The sequence below is a fragment of the Microbulbifer epialgicus genome, from assembly GCF_041447265.1.
Taxonomy (GTDB): domain Bacteria; phylum Pseudomonadota; class Gammaproteobacteria; order Pseudomonadales; family Cellvibrionaceae; genus Microbulbifer; species Microbulbifer epialgicus.
The window spans coordinates 1-14022 of the sequence record NZ_JBGMEK010000034.1 but is presented as its reverse complement, the minus strand read 5'-3'; the positions used below and the strand labels follow the sequence as shown (position 1 = coordinate 14022).

Sequence of the window (14022 nt, the reverse complement as noted above, 5' to 3'; positions counted from 1 at the left end):
GTCAATGATGCAGCTGTGTAGTGAAAGTTCACGTTCTTATCTGGGGAGATCTGTTTAACTTGCTGCTGTGAAGCTGCCGGCGTGGCCGCTGACTTATAAGTAGGCCCACCACTATCGTGGGGTAGACAAAATGGTGGGACATAACAGCGCCTCGGTCAGTAATAACCAAGGTGATTAACCAGAAGTCGACAGACGGCATAGTAGTCGAATGCCAAGATTAATACCTTGGACAGGGTGAAGGCCTGAACCTAAATCCACGAGTTAAGAGACTGGGCTAGCCTACGGATATGTTTCCAGTCGGATAAAGTTGAGGTGGCGCACTGCCATGACACTCAACGCAAATGAAGAGCTGCTCGACATTATTGTTGGGTAGAGATTCATTACGGATAGGGAACCGCCCATTGTGGAGCCGTAAGATGGGTGGTGTGGGGGCGGGTAGCTAGAAACTACCGGCTACCCGATTTATGCTGTTAACTATCTTACAGCGACTTTACATTGTTAGCGCACGGCCCTTTTTGCCCTTGCCCCACAACATATTCTACTTTTTGCCCTTCATCCAGAGATTTGAAACCACTCATTTGAATTTCTGAATGGTGAACAAATAGATCTTTGCTTCCATCATCCGGAGTAATAAAACCAAAACCTTTGTCACCATTGAACCACTTTACCGTACCTGTACTCATACTAAATAGACTCTTTTTGGGTGATTGCTATTACCTATCTTCGTTATCACCATCACGAAAAAGGTTTCTTAACTATATTTAGACATAACGCCCAGCACACGGGCGGCCGAAACAGAGCGAAGCGGCGTGTAGGCCGTCCTGCCCGGTTTTTTTGCTGGGCTTACGTGCTGCTGCTTGGTACTCCCAGTATGGGCGCGAACTAATGGGGTCTATTAGATGCTAACTACTAGCGAATGGCAACTACAATACCGCGAGGCCTTGTGGAGAGGAAGCCGCTAGCAAATACGAGTTGACAAACAGAAACATCCTATAAGGCTTAGCCTGGAGGCGAGGTGGCCAAGGACGACCGAAGTCGTGTGATCTAAAGGTAGAGTAAATGATGCAGTTGTGTAGTGAAAGTTCACGTTCTTATCTGGGGAGATCTGTTTAACTTGCTGCTGTGAAGCTGTCAGCGTGGCCGCTGACCCATAAATAGGCCCAACCCGCTAGCCAGCATCGCGGGGATAGCAAAAAAGTGGTGGAACACAGCAGCGCCTCGGTCAGAAATGGCCAAGGTGATTAAACAGAAGCCAGCCGACGGCATAGTAGCCTAACGTCAAGATTAATACCTTGGACAGGGTGAAAGCTTAAACCCAAAATCCACGAGAAAAAAGACAGGGCTAGCCTACCGATATATGTCCAGTCGGATAAAGTCGAGGTAGCGCACTGTCATGACACTCAAGTTAAGTGGAGACCTGCTCGACACCATCGTTGGGTAGAGATTCATTACGGATAGGGAACCGCCCATTGTGGACCCGCACGATGGGTAGCCGGTAGCTAGAAACTACCGGCTACCCGATTTAGATGTTGCCTTGCACAAATGCTAGGAACTCGCTATGTACAGTCCCATTGGTGCCATGGCCTACCCCTTTAAAAGTACGAAAAGTCACATTTGCTCCATACTTTTTGTAGGCTTCTTGAGAATTACTCCAACGTTCTGGATGAATCGATTTACCCGTAGTTTTATAGATTACCAAACGTTCTTCTTCTGAGTACGCATCATCATATGCCACAGCATCATTAGTGTCATTTTCACCCATGAATAGAAATTGTTTAATAGTCAACCATTCATCTAGATTAAAATTTCTACCTGCTATTTGATTGAAATCATTTATGCCTAAGGGATACTTCAGGCTATGACTCTCAAGTGAGGCCGTAGGCAACATCAATGTACCGTTAAGCCCCCCAGCAACAACTATTTCAATAATTTCGGGATGTAACAGTGAAAAGCGATTTGCAAATGTTCCAGATGCCGAAAAACCAGCCAGTATGACTCCATCCTGAAGCTTTAACGAGCGCTCACGCAGTATATCGTATGCATTTTCAATCATTGCTTTAAGTTGCAGATCTAACCTTTCAAATGGTACAGATTTCACCAGCATAGAATCTCTATCAAGTGCGTGGGTATAAACTTGCCATGCCGACTCAGGCCGAGGAAATACCGGCATCAATATGGGGTAGGACAACTTCTTAGACAACCACGGTCCAACTGCATTACCTACAATTGCATTTTTGGCAGCTTCAAGATGGACATCATAATCATCAGAAACCTTTCCTGTGTTATTGGTTTCGACAATCAAAAAGATTTTATCCTGATTTGACACCACTTCTGGTAGTTTTATCAGGTACGGGTAATTGAACCCTTTATCTGGATTTGCCGGAATTTGCAGTAACTCAGCAGAGTGGCTCACACTAGCCATAACAGAAAGAAAAAATCCAATTACTATTATTTTCAATTTTATTCCTCTCAGTATGCTCGTACATCTAACGCCGCCATAATCGGCCGGAAAACCGCGCATCGGTTTGGAGGTCGTGGGCGATGGTTGATGGCCTTGGTACGCCCAGCATGGGCGTGGACTAATGGGGTGAAAGTCCGCTGTAGGAAGATCACCATTTAATGGATTCCATTAAATGCTAACTACTAGCGAATGGCAACTACAATACCGCGAGGCCTTGTGGGGAGGAAGCCGCTAGCAAAATACGAGTTGACAAACAGAAACATCTTATAAGGCTTAGCCTGGAGGCGAGGTGGCCAAGGACGACCGAAGTCGTGTGAGCTAAAGGTAGAGTAAATGATGCAGTTGTGTAGTGAAAGTTCACGTTCTTATCTGAGGAGATCTGTTTAACTTGCTGCTATGAAGCTGTCAGCGTGTCCGCTGACTCATAAGTAGGCCGAACCCGCTAGCCACCATCGCGGGGATAGATAAAAGTGCTAGGACATAGCAGCGCCTCGGTCAGAAATGGCCAGGGTGATTAAACAGAAGTCAGCCGACGGCACAGTAGCCTAATGTCAAGATTAATACCTTAGACAGGGGGAAGGCCCGAACCCAAACTCCACGAGTTAAAAGACAGGGCTAGCCTACCAATATATTTCCGGTCGGATAAAGTTGAGGTAGCGCACTGTCATGACACTCAACTCAAATGAGGAGCTGCTCGACACTATCGCTGGGTAGAGATTCATTACCAATAGGGAACCGCCCATTGCGGACCCGCACGATGGGTTGTGTGGGGGTCGGTAGTTAGAAACTGCCGGCTACCCGATTTAGTTGAAAACCCTATTAGAGCGCTCATTGCTTTGAGGCCCAAATTGCCAACCTATGCATGATAGCCTTCTGTGATATTTTGTCTTCTTGAAGCGGTTGAATTACTTTATCGTGAACTAAAAGACGATAAATATATTCGAGTTTCTCGTGAGCTGAATCGGTAGCTTCGAATTCGACAACTCCTCGCTTGGTGCCATATGCAGTACCGAGTGCTATAGCCTTTTTCACTAACTCTTTTTCGTTTTTGAGTTTCTTCATTATCATGCCTCAAAGAGGTTGTCGATATTTCGCACCTAACGCCCACCTCAACTTCCGGAGGCTACTGGCGCCTTTTTTGTCAAGGTTTTGGCAAAAAAGGTGACAGTGGTGGGAGGTCAGATTGCAGGCGCTTGGTACGCCCAGCATGGGCGTGGACTAATGGGGTGAAAGTCCCCAGTAGGAGGATCACCGTTTAATGGATTCCATTAAATGCTAACTATTAGCGAATGGCAACTGTAATACCGTGATGTCTTGTGGGGAGGTCTGTTTAGCTTACTGCTATGAAGCTGTCAGCGTGGCCTGTGGACTCATAAGTAGGCCAAACCTGCTAGCCACCATCGCGGGGATAGACAAAAGTGGTGTAACAAAGCAGAGCCTCGGTCAGCAATGATCAAGGTGATTAAACAGAAGTCAGCCGGTGGTGTAGTAGCCTAATGCCAAAATTAATACCTTGGACATGGTGAAGGCCTGAACCCAAAATCCACAAGTGAAACGACAGAGCTAGCCTACCGATATTTTTCCAGTCGGATAAAGTTGAGGTGGCGCACTGCCATGAGACTTAGCTCAAATGAAGACCTGCTCGACACTGTCGTTGAGTAGAGATTCATTGTGGGTAGGGAACCACCCATCGCGGACCCGCACGATGGGTGGTGTGGGAGTCGGTAGCTAGAAACTACCGGCTACCCGATTTAGCTTTGTCGCTACTTTGGTACAAACTGTATACCACTTGATGTTTCTTCTAGTTTGAACAAATTGCTCTTCCATAAGTTTGTCGAAATACTGGTATCGACAGAAAGGGCTGGGTAACTAGTAGGAAGGTAGTTTCGATCAATAAATTCCTCAGGCCTTAGTGCAATCATCTTGGCGCGCTCCATGTCTCGCTTTGGCAGCCTCTCTGGTATAGAGCTTTTGAGGAAGCTAGGAATATTGTTTCGTATAACATCGGCATCTTCTTGATTGTCGATGTTTTTAGAAATTCTTTCCATCGATTTTCTAATCGAGGTTATTCTTTCAGTTCTTTCTTGCTCTGTTAAATTTCGGTGCTCATTATCAAGTTTTTTAACTTCTGACAGTGTACGCTTTATTTGGCCAGGTACACCTAAGCGTCTTTGGAAATTTATGATCTTAGGTTCGGGTACACCTGAATCTTTTAGATCCTCAAGAACCATCTCGGAAACAGCCCTCGCGTCCTTAATTAGATGATCAATGCCAGATCGGAACGAACCATACGCGGAAACGCCTGCATAGATTATACCAGCATAGGTTAACCAAACTTTTAACGAGCCATCTTCCACAAAAGCTTCGAACTGAAGCGATTGTTCATATATGCCTTTAGCGTACTTTGGCGCTTGAGCAATAAGATAATCCTTTAATTTCGATTTACTATTTTCATCGAGATTAATGTCCAGATGGATATAGGTTTCGGCAATCTTAGTCAAAACAATAGTTCCTTAGTGGCTTCCGAAAGCTAACGCCCTGCACACGGGCGGCCGAAGTGAAACGTAGGCCGTCCAGCCCGCGTAGTTTGCGGGCGATCGTGCTGCTGCTTGTTATGTTTTTTTACACTTTACTCTTTCTAGTAACGCAAACACTTTATTTGCTATCTCTGCTAACTGGGTGTTTAGCTTATTTACCTTATCTTCATCTTCGGTTGCATATTCTGTGACCAACAAATCGTCAATATCACAAGTTGGTGCATATTTAATCCAAAGGTCTTCTAAAAAGCTAAAGTCATTTCTCTCTATTTTATTTACTGCCCCTAGGGCTTCAAGTTCCCATACGGGGATACCACGAGAGCGAAAGTAACTAGCGGCTTCAAGCAATGCGATCTTAAGTTCTTCTTCAACCATGATTCGAAACATAACGCCTAAAGCAACCGCGCGTGCATGTTGCGCGTCGGATTGCCTTTACTTGGTACGCCCAGCATGGGCGTGAACTAATGGGGTGAAAGTCTCCTGTAGGAAGATCACCATTTAATGGGTTCCATTAAATGCTAACTACTGGCGAATGGCAACTGCAACACCGTGAGGTCTTGTGGGGAGGAAGCCGCTAGTAAGATTACGAGTTGACGAAAAGAAACATCCTATAAGGCTTAGTCTGTAGGCGAGGTGGCCAGGGGCACCGAAGCCATGTGATCTAATGTGTAGAGTAAATGATACACTTGTGCAGTGAAAGTTTACTCTCCTATCTGGGGAGATCTGTTTAACTTGCTGTTGTGAAGCTGTCAGCGTGGCCGCTGACTCATAAGTAGGCCCAACCCACTTGCCACCATCGTGGGGTAGACAAAAATGGTGGGACACAGCAGCGTCTCGGTCAGTAATGAGCAGGGTGATTAAACAGAAGTCAGTCGACGGAATAGTAGCCTAATGCCAAGATTAATACCTTGGGCAGGGTGAGGGCCTGAACCTAAAATCCACGAGTTAAAAGATAGCGCTAGCCTAATGATATGTTTCCAGTTGGGTGAAATTGAGGTAGCGCACTGCCATGACACTTACCTCAAATGAAGACCTGCTCGGCACTATCGTTGGGTAGAGATTCATTACGGATAGGGAACCGCCCATTGCGGGCCTGCATGATGGGTGGTGTGGGGGCCGGTAGCTATAAACTACCGGCTACCCGATTTAGCATTGATTAACTCCAGACTCGATATTTCTGGTTTTTTAGCAACTGCAATTTCATGATCACGATCAATATCTGGTGAAGGAACAAATTCCAAGCCGCCAAAGACGCTCATACCCAGTAAATTCTTACCCTTAAACGGTTTAAATATATAAGCACCACCATAAGTGGTTTTACTCGGAAAGACCTCAAATTCAGTAACAACATACTCATCAGGAGAAACACTCCAATTATTGTTAGCTGCATACCAACGGTGTAACTGGTAACTACCAGGCTTAAGTTTTACTATATGCACAAACCCTTTGCCTTCATGATTGGTAAAATCTGGTGGCTTTGCATAAAATAGATTCCCTGGGGAATAGTAAAGCCTATGCGATGCTTGATAATTAGCACTCTCCCTAAACATGATGATGTACGAACCATCACGCTGTGCACCTTGACCAATTATTGAGGTTATGACCAAATAACCCGCATCCTCACCCTGGTACTCTATATTTTCTAAAGATGCGCAGCCACTTAATATTACCACCAACACAATTAATATGAATTTACGCATAATCACACTCGACTTCAATTACCTAAAATGCTAACGCCACCAACAGCTGCCGCTTTGTAGTTTGTTGGTGTTGCGCTAGCGTAGCGCCTAGCGCATAAGCCAAGCAACGGAAAAGCCGTCAGATGCTTGGCTTTGGTACGCCCAGCATGGACGTGGACTAATGGGGTGAAAGTCCCGTGCAGGAAGATCACCGTTTAACGGGCGTCATTAAATGCTAACTACCAGCGAATGGCAACTGCAAAACCGCGAGGTCTTGTGGGGAGGAAGCTGCTAGCAAAACTGAGAGCCGACGAACAGAAACATCCTATAAGTCTTAGCCTGGAGGCGAGGTGGCCAAGAACACCGAAGTCGGGTGATCTAACAGGTAGAGTAAATGATGCAGTTGTGTAGTGAAAGTTCACGCTCTTATCTGGGGAGATCTGTTTAACTTGCTGCTGTGAAGCTGTCAGCGTGGCCGCTGACTCATAAGTTGGCCCAACCCGCTAGCCACCATCGCGGGGATAGAAAAAATTGGTGGAACACAGTAGCGCCTCGGTCAGTAATGATCCAGGTGATTAAACAGAAGTTAGCCGACGGCATAGTAGCCTAATGCCAAGATTAATAGCATGGACACGGTGAAGGCCTGAAGCTAAATCCCCGAGTTAAAAGACAGGGATAGCCTACTGATATGTTTCCAGTCGGATAAAGTTAAGGTTGCGCACTGCCATGACACTCAAGTCAAATGAAGACCTGCTCGACGCTATCGTTGGGTAGAGATTCATTGCCGATAGGAAACCGCCCATTGCGGACCCGCACGATGGGTGGTGTGGTAGCCGGTAGCTAGAAACTACCGGCTACCCGATTTATACCTATCGTAGCCTTGATTGTCGACGTAACGATTCAACCGCAAAAACAATAGAGTCACTTTTTGATTCCTTGCTAGACCAGTCACGCCAAAAGTCTTTAGTTGCGCTTGCTGGCTCTAAATTTGGTTTATTCAATTTTATACGTGACGGCAACAATACTGCATCCCCTAGTACAACTGCCGTAATCGGTGCGCTTGCCGGGCTGGCAGTCGGTGCACTTTTTTAGGGGCGGGCAATGTCTGGATTGAGTAGGTCCAATGCGGCAAATGGATTTTTCCAGGGCTAACAGTTTATAGAGGGCCTGAAATCCAGTGAAGAGCGAAGAAAAAGTCGGGCCAGAGCAGATGCTCGCGCCGAAAAAGAATATGTCTACCAAAAGGAGCGGCAAAGCCTTGAAGATAGCCACAGTGACCAACGCTGGCGCCAACAGCAAATGCCCTATCGACAAAAGTTGGAAGAGCGCTTTAACAGCAAGCTAGACCAGCTTGCCCTGGCGCTAAAGAAAGGCCCGGAATATAAGTGGAGTAGTGATCTGCGCTTTGCCGTGCTCGCAAAGGCCGGCCCTATGCGCAAATTCAGAAGCGCCTGGGTAAACTGACTCATATTGGCTCAGAAAAGGGTGGCGCCCAGGTTGAGAAATTTACCGATGAAATGGGTATGGAACAGTTGGTAGAGCGCAATCCGGATGGCAGTTGGCGTTATATTGACCTTGGCAAGGCATTCGCAGATCAATAGGGTTGTTCAAAAACCAATCAAATAGTTTGAGGAGCGTGCTTGCCAGGCTAGTCAAAAGCCACTTTTTACTTTTAAAGATTAAGCTGGGCTTGTCGTCTGAGGTGGTGAATAAAGAATCACTTTCCCCTTATGGTTGGCTCTTGATAGCAGTATTAAGACTACCGCTTTCAGTTATCAGAGAAAAATAGAAGTCAGTTGAGTATTAGGGCTTCCCAAAGAGGTTCATAGCGGCGAAAATGCCGGCTCATAAACCTCCTGCACTATATCAGAAGGATTTGGCTTTTGGTGAAAGCTGAAAAGAAGACAAAGTAACAAATAAGCTTTGGGGGTAAATTTCTCAATCTAATGAAATGTTAATGAGGGTAAATGAAGTGAAATACGTGCTCTTTATTGTAGTCTTTCTTGTAGCTGCATCATCGTATGCGACTGAGGCCTTAGGTACAGCTTGCGGCGAAATACAGCGTCTAAGAACATGGGCGGAGGGTAGTGATACTTACGGGGTTTGGATTGAATATAAGTCAAACCCAGAAAATTGCGAAGGTGGTTTTTATATTCCGCATAACTCTAATAATAAAGAATTGGTATTTTCGATGGCCTTAGCAGCTAAAGCTTCAGGTCAAAAAATGTGCATCCAATTCAGAAACCTTGAAAATAAGATAGAGGATAGGTGCGTTATCAACTATATAAGGCACGAATAAGGAGAATAAAATGAAAAAAATATTTTATATGTTTGTAATGACTTTCATCGCTAATTTTGCGAATGCAGAGTGCTCTGGCCATTCATGTGTTGGTGTGTATGTTGATAGACTCTATGTGACAAGTCATGGAATTGTACATGTGGGAACCAGTGGTGATGAGAAATTATTAGATTGTGATGCGGAATCTGGAGTTTACGCAACATTGGACTTGAATAATTATACAGGTGCTGATGCCATATACTCCACTTTATTATCAGCGCAACTGGCGGATAAAAAGGTGCAAGTAAGGGTGGCCGAAGGGACTGCAGGGTGCAAAATTTCATATGTAACCTTGGATAGACAATGATTAGAGGCCAGTTATCGGTACTAATAAAGTTATGAATGACATGTAGCCCTATGCAATGAATTTGTAAAGCATATAGTAGCTTTGCGTGTATTGGCTACATGTAATTAAAGAAAATAATGATTTATAGATTTTAAATAAAGATATAGGGAGCGGGGGATATATGAGGCTAAAGTCTCGCGTCTTTGCTAAGGCGGTTTTACTAGGGTTTGCCTTAGTAGGTGTGAACATAGGGGTTAATGCCTCTACGATCAGTCCTTGGAGTAGTCATGCTGATGAAATTACTCTTATTGATAATGAAAACGTTGACACATTACGAATTAGGCCCGCGAATGCGAGCGGAATCTCCTATAATCGCTTTAATACCTTCTCGGTGTCTGGTCAACCTCTTCAGCTTCTAAATATTCCGGGTGAGCTTGAAGATTCTACAGTGGTGGAGCCGGCATCGCTGATCGTAATAATGGCCAACGATATCACCCTAAATGGCGCTGTTGAGGTTTTAGGTACGCCCGCTGATGTACTCTTCATATCTGAGGATAATGAGAGTGGTAGTATAAAGTGTGCCAATTGTAGTTTTGGAAATATTCCCCGAATTACTATGGCAACAGCGCGCGGTAGTATTGGCGACAGCACGAGTAGCATTGGGGAGCTATCCACAACGGATGGATCTATTTCAATCAATGGAATGGATGCACCGGGCGCGCTAATCTTAGAGGTATTGTCAGCACATTTAAATATTAACGGCACCATTGATTTGCAGCAGCCTGTGGATAAGGTAAGTGGTGGCTTTACTCCATCGGATAGTGGCAAATATTTACTCGGTACCGGTATGGTTAATGCCATAGTTGGTATTGATAAGTGGGACTATACATCGCAGCGTATTAGTGAAGTGTATTATAATTTTAGGCCAACGGAGCCTAAGCTGCTTGAAGGGAAAATACAGAGTGCTGCAGTAAAGTTAACTACTGGTGATTGCTTCCTTCTTGAAACAAATATAGATACTACCAGTGACTTTTTATCCTCCGTACGTTATGGGGATAAAATTCTATTGTCAGGAGAATCGATAACGGTTCAGTCTTTTGGAGACTGCACCACTAAAATTGAAGGGGATATCAAAAGTGATGGTGATATTGCCTTTAAATCAAACAGTGATCTTTTATTCCCTATCGCTAATAGTAATATTGAAGGGCTTGGCCTTAAAGCGATTGCCAAAGGCCGTATTGAAAATAGGGCGGATTTGTTCGCGCATGACCTTGAATTGGCTGGTAATGAGTTTGTGAACTTTGGCCAATTGGAAGGTGGAAAAACACTAGCAGTATGGGCTGATAAAAATGTCTATAACCAGTTCGGTGGCCGACTCACTGGAGGAACCGTAGATGTCCAGTCAGAAAGTGGCTTTGTTAGGAATGGTTCACGTACACCTTACCTGGCGCCGGAATCGAGTGTAGATGATTTATTAGAGTTTGTTTCAGATGATTTAATTCTCACTGCATCCGAAACATCGGAGCTTGGTACTTACTACAGAAATGGTGTGAATGTTAGTACTACGCACAATTATAGCCAGCCTGCAGACACTTCTGCACAAATCCATGGTCAACGAGTACGAATTAAAACGAAGGGCTTTGAGAATATAAACCCCTACTGGGAGCAGGTGCCTGATACCCAATATACGCTCCTGATGCGTAGTAGGGTAAATCAAACCGTTGTTGCTGGAGAGGATAGCCTGGAAGTTGAGGCTGCAAATTATATATTAAACTCATCTGCTATCCTGCGTACAAATAATAAAGATGGGGGGATGAGGCTAGAAGCCCCATATATTACTAATGAGCGGTATAGAAACCTTACGCTACTAGATAGGAACTTTTATTCAAGCACTGACTCCTTAACCTTGGATACCGAGACCCAAGAAACTATTGATAGTCGATCGTACACATATTCGCCCCCTGGTATTATCGTATCACTTGGCGACCTGGAAACTTATACTTCTAAAGGTTTAGTAAATAATGCCAGCTACCTGGAAATATTTGGCGATGCTACTTTTACAAGTGGAGTGCTTAATAGTAAAGGCGACACAGTTGTTGTGGGCCGCGTAAATGATTATGGAATAGCTCATAAAGGAATAAGTAAAACTACTATTGATAAGTTTGATTTATGTGTAGGGTCATCTAATCTACCAAGAGGTTTCGATATTATCTGTACCGGGCAAACGGGTCCAGATACGCAAATCGTTATTAATGATGCGCGATATGCAGATTCTTTGTTTTTTATTCATGGTAATGTAAGCAGTAACGCAGATTTTGAAAGTTTGACTTTAAATACCTTTGATGGCTTTCAGGACCTTGCTGTAGCGGCTCTATATAAAGCGCATGCCCCTGATGGCTGGGGAGATTATTTCTACTACCATAAGCAATTATACGGAGATCAAGCTTTTGCGGAAGATGAAAATAACGTTCCCGTTCTTTGGGGTACTATGTCCAATCAAACTTTTACCACAAACGACAAAGTTACCAATGATACGCTTCAGTTGTTTTGGACCCATGAGTGGTATTTTGATGTAATTGAGTCTAACGGGTGTTCAGGCTCAAGTAGCTGTATTCCATTCAATGTTACAGATGGTGAAAGAAGTAAAACTGAGAGTAAAGAGTTTTCGCTTTTTGCAGTAATGAAAGACGCCTATGAATCACTAAAAAGTACTATTGCTAATTTCTTTGCAGAATTCGACTGGTGGAGCTAAGGAGTAGGTTTTAAAAATGAATAAAGAAATAAACACCAGTCAAAAGAAAGGTATGGGAATGCGTTTCTTCACCCATTTGATTGTTTTCTGCTTCTTGTTTCAGGTGATGTTACCTGCATATGCTGTGGCGCTATCATCAGGGCAAATTCAGCAGGTTTTGGACTCAATTGCTGAAATAGAATTCTCCTCGGGAAATGGAAGTTATCAATATACTGTAGCACCTTATATTGATACTACAGCCCAGAGAGGCTTTGACGATATCAAGGGCTTTTATAATCGCTTAAAAGAAGAGCATATTGAGGCTCTTGGTGAAGTTACTTACGTTCCGATTGGGGTGAGTGATATCACTACCTTTATACCAGTTTATGAAAACCCTAAGCTGGTAGGGGATTCTTTTGTTCAGTCGCGATATGTACGAGATCAAATTCATGAGCTATTGGGGCGCCACCTTATTGATTCTGATCATGCGCAAGGGTTGTATAAAGATGAAGCTACCCAGATAAAGACGCTTTACGATAATGCTTATCTTTATGCGAGTGCTGCTAATACTTCTGAAATCTACGGCGACCCTATTCCAGCTAGTAAGTTTGACCGGGAAAGCAGTCCCTACGATATGATCTGGCCAGAGCGCAGGGTTATTCGGGGTGAAACAGTTGTTGTTCCGGTTGTATATCTCAGTGCAGATACGATTAGTAAGTATAAAGTTACCAACCACAAAGTACAGCTAAATGGTAATACTAGTTTCGCGGGTATTACGCTTCACGATGTAGATATTAAGCTGGGCCGAGAAGCATTTCTGAATGTAGCCGGTGATTTCGTAGCCCAAAATAGTAGTGTGAGTAGCTGTGATCTAGATATCGTGGTAGGCGGCTCTCTTCGCTTACTGTCTAGTCAGATTGATGACTGTGGTGATTTGACTATTGCTGCGGGGAGTATTGAAGCAAAGACTTTGGTCCATCGTTATGACTTAGGTAATGAGACGGGGGGCTTCTTTGGCGAGGTGACTTCCATATCTGCGAATGGTGATTTACTAGTTCGCAGTGATACGAATATTGTCTTACAAGGCGTTACAGTTAGTGCTGGAGATCAGCTAACTTTTGCGGCGGATGGCAATATATTTATAGGTACACAAAATATTACCTCCAGCCTTGATGGAAAGCAGGGTGGTTGGTATGTACAGAGGTCTGGAGTTAGCTATCTACAGTCAAAACTTACTGCGGAAGAAACGATCCAGCTAATCGCTGGTGGTCAGATTGTCCTGGATGCTGCAGAAATTGTGAGTGACCGAGGCCATATTGAGTTGCTTGCAGGGCTCGGCATTACTATCGAGGATGAGCTGGAAGTAACTCAGTCCTTTAAGAAAGGGAAGTTTGGTAAGCGAAAGATTGAGGAGTCGGTCTATCAGACTGTAGCTATTCGCTCTCTTTTAGATGCAGGAAAAAACATCCGTTTGCACAGTGACTTTGGTGATATCACACTCAGAGCTGCCGATATCAAAAGTGGTTTGGGTACTGAGGTCAAAGCTCTAGGCGGTAAAGTTAATCTTTTGATGACAGCCGAAACTGATCACTATACCTATAGTTCGGTTAAGAAGGGCTTATTTACAGTTACGACTAAAAACAAAGGCCATATAATTGAGACCGGAGTACCCAACTCCATCGTTGGTGGTTTTGCTGTCGAGGCCCTAGGTGGCGTTTCAGTTGAGTATGAAGGGAATCCTGAACTCTCCCTTGATGAACAAATAGCCGAATTATCCAAATTCGAAGGCATGGAGTGGATGGCCGAGGTCCGAACGAATTTTCCCGATGCGGACTGGACGGCGATTGAACTCCAATACGACAAATGGAATGAATCTAGTACCAGTATCTCCCCGGCTTTTGCTGCTGTTATAACTGTAGCGATGGCAGTAGCCTCTGGTGGATCAAGTCTAGCCGGAACAACTTGGTGGAATGCTGCTCTTGCCGCAGGC

At 44.4% G+C, this 14022-nt stretch carries 11 protein-coding genes; 5 read left to right on the top strand and 6 right to left on the bottom strand.

All coding sequences use genetic code 11. From position 1 onward, the window contains the following. Positions 1–479: 479 nt before the first annotated feature. The 6 genes from ACCI49_RS14665 to ACCI49_RS14640 all read right to left on the bottom strand — a co-directional run bounded on the left by ACCI49_RS14665 (position 480) and on the right by ACCI49_RS14640 (position 6698). Complete coding sequence (locus tag ACCI49_RS14665) at positions 480–683, bottom strand: cold-shock protein (RefSeq protein ID WP_252472993.1); 204 nt, start codon at positions 681–683, stop codon at positions 480–482. A gap of 839 nt (positions 684–1522) precedes the next feature. Continuing rightward, on the bottom strand, positions 1523–2458 hold the full coding sequence (locus ACCI49_RS14660; RefSeq protein ID WP_371839786.1) for a hypothetical protein: 936 nt from the start codon (positions 2456–2458) through the stop codon (positions 1523–1525). 831 nt (positions 2459–3289) lie between these two features. Further along, complete coding sequence (locus ACCI49_RS14655) at positions 3290–3523, bottom strand: DUF5062 family protein (RefSeq protein WP_152452014.1); 234 nt, start codon at positions 3521–3523, stop codon at positions 3290–3292. A 701-nt stretch (positions 3524–4224) separates the two neighbouring features. Beyond that, a complete protein-coding gene (locus ACCI49_RS14650) occupies positions 4225–4962 on the bottom strand; it encodes a hypothetical protein (protein WP_371839785.1) in 738 nt (245 codons plus the stop codon). A 111-nt stretch (positions 4963–5073) separates the two neighbouring features. Continuing rightward, entirely contained in the window at positions 5074–5373 is a 300-nt protein-coding gene (locus ACCI49_RS14645) for a hypothetical protein (protein ID WP_371839783.1), read from the bottom strand. A gap of 755 nt (positions 5374–6128) precedes the next feature. Beyond that, entirely contained in the window at positions 6129–6698 is a 570-nt protein-coding gene (locus tag ACCI49_RS14640) for a hypothetical protein (protein WP_371839781.1), read from the bottom strand. A 1278-nt stretch (positions 6699–7976) separates the two neighbouring features. Between ACCI49_RS14640 and ACCI49_RS14635 the strand changes: the two genes are divergently transcribed. The 5 genes from ACCI49_RS14635 to ACCI49_RS14615 all read left to right on the top strand — a co-directional run. Further along, a complete protein-coding gene (locus ACCI49_RS14635; RefSeq protein ID WP_371839780.1) occupies positions 7977–8141 on the top strand; it encodes a hypothetical protein in 165 nt (54 codons plus the stop codon). Positions 8142–8649: 508 nt separating this feature from the next. Further along, a complete protein-coding gene (locus tag ACCI49_RS14630; protein ID WP_371839779.1) occupies positions 8650–8976 on the top strand; it encodes a hypothetical protein in 327 nt (108 codons plus the stop codon). A 10-nt stretch (positions 8977–8986) separates the two neighbouring features. Next, positions 8987–9322: a hypothetical protein gene (locus tag ACCI49_RS14625; RefSeq protein WP_371839778.1), complete on the top strand. Its 336-nt coding sequence runs from the start codon at positions 8987–8989 to the stop codon at positions 9320–9322. A 160-nt stretch (positions 9323–9482) separates the two neighbouring features. After that, the gene (locus ACCI49_RS14620) at positions 9483–12053 is read left to right on the top strand and encodes a hypothetical protein (RefSeq protein ID WP_371839777.1); all 2571 of its coding nucleotides are present in this window, start codon (positions 9483–9485) and stop codon (positions 12051–12053) included. 16 nt (positions 12054–12069) lie between these two features. Next, on the top strand, positions 12070–14022 hold a 1953-nt coding region (locus ACCI49_RS14615), incomplete at its 3' end, for a hemagglutinin repeat-containing protein (protein ID WP_371839776.1).

Coding starts and splice junctions, on each gene's coding strand:
- ACCI49_RS14625 (WP_371839778.1), top strand. CDS start 8,987: ATGAAAAAAATATTTTATATGTTTGTAATGACTTTCATCGCTAATTTT.
- ACCI49_RS14645 (WP_371839783.1), bottom strand. CDS start 5,373: ATGGTTGAAGAAGAACTTAAGATCGCATTGCTTGAAGCCGCTAGTTAC.
- ACCI49_RS14620 (WP_371839777.1), top strand. CDS start 9,483: ATGAGGCTAAAGTCTCGCGTCTTTGCTAAGGCGGTTTTACTAGGGTTT.
- ACCI49_RS14665 (WP_252472993.1), bottom strand. CDS start 683: ATGAGTACAGGTACGGTAAAGTGGTTCAATGGTGACAAAGGTTTTGGT.
- ACCI49_RS14635 (WP_371839780.1), top strand. CDS start 7,977: ATGCCCTATCGACAAAAGTTGGAAGAGCGCTTTAACAGCAAGCTAGAC.
- ACCI49_RS14655 (WP_152452014.1), bottom strand. CDS start 3,523: ATGAAGAAACTCAAAAACGAAAAAGAGTTAGTGAAAAAGGCTATAGCA.
- ACCI49_RS14640 (WP_371839781.1), bottom strand. CDS start 6,698: ATGCGTAAATTCATATTAATTGTGTTGGTGGTAATATTAAGTGGCTGC.